Source organism: Oleiphilus sp. HI0132, assembly GCF_001635845.1.
Map to the genome: position 1 here is coordinate 1 of NZ_LWGJ01001701.1, position 839 is coordinate 839.

Annotated in this window: 1 protein-coding gene and 1 pseudogene; both read left to right on the top strand. The window is 42.4% G+C overall.

All coding sequences use genetic code 11. The annotated features are described in order from the left end of the window. Positions 1 to 396, top strand: a pseudogene (locus A3766_RS31620) (Na(+)/H(+) antiporter subunit D); the annotation flags it as partial. Between the two features lie 179 nt (positions 397 to 575). Further along, a partial coding sequence (locus tag A3766_RS32320; protein WP_231882997.1) for a rhodanese-like domain-containing protein occupies positions 576 to 839 on the top strand: 264 nt, incomplete at its 3' end.

Consider the following 839-nt stretch of genomic DNA (forward strand, 5'->3'; position numbering starts at 1 on the left):
CCCTGGGAACACAGCTACCAGCCCTACGATATTACGCACGTTCTTACGCAGTTACAGCTTTTGTTCTTCTCGGCTCTAGCGTTTGTATGGTTAAACCTGCGCAATCTATACCCGCCAGAACTACCTTCCACAAATCTGGATGCTGACTGGTTATACCGAAAGCTTGCTCCCGCGTTTGTAAAAAGGCTAGCATGCACGATCTATTGCACCTATGAAAAGATTGAAAAATCACTCGCTTATTCAATTAAGCAAATGATTCAAAACTCTTATGACACCAAAGCTGGAAAACCAAAAGGATACTTTGCAAGGCTATGGCCAACTGAGACCATGGTTGTTTGGGTCGCCATTTTGCTAGCAGTATATTTAATGATTTATTACTTTCCTGAGCTGCTCTAATCGAGCAGCTTTTCAACTAAGTAAATCTTTATTAGCTCCAAGAGTCCCTAGCTAGGTTGTATTCTATTTTGCGTACATAGATCATAATACCTCCGGTTACACTCCCTCGTTTTTTGACATATTTGCCTTCGGTTTCTAGGCTTTATATTAGCCTCTACTCATTACAGGGACTTAAAGCTATGAGATTACCATCCTATTTATTCCGCCTAGTATTACTATGTTTTGCCACCTTTGGCTCCAATATCATATTGGCAGACCCTGTCTGGATCGACGTGAGAAGTAAAATTGAACACACTTTCGACCATATAGATGGTGACCTACGTGCCACCCACAACGAAATCGTTCCTATAGTTAGCCGGCAGTATCCCGACAAAAACACTGAGATTGTTGTTTATTGCGCCAGGGGTGTGCGCGCGGAAAAAGCGAAGAATGCTTTGATTGCA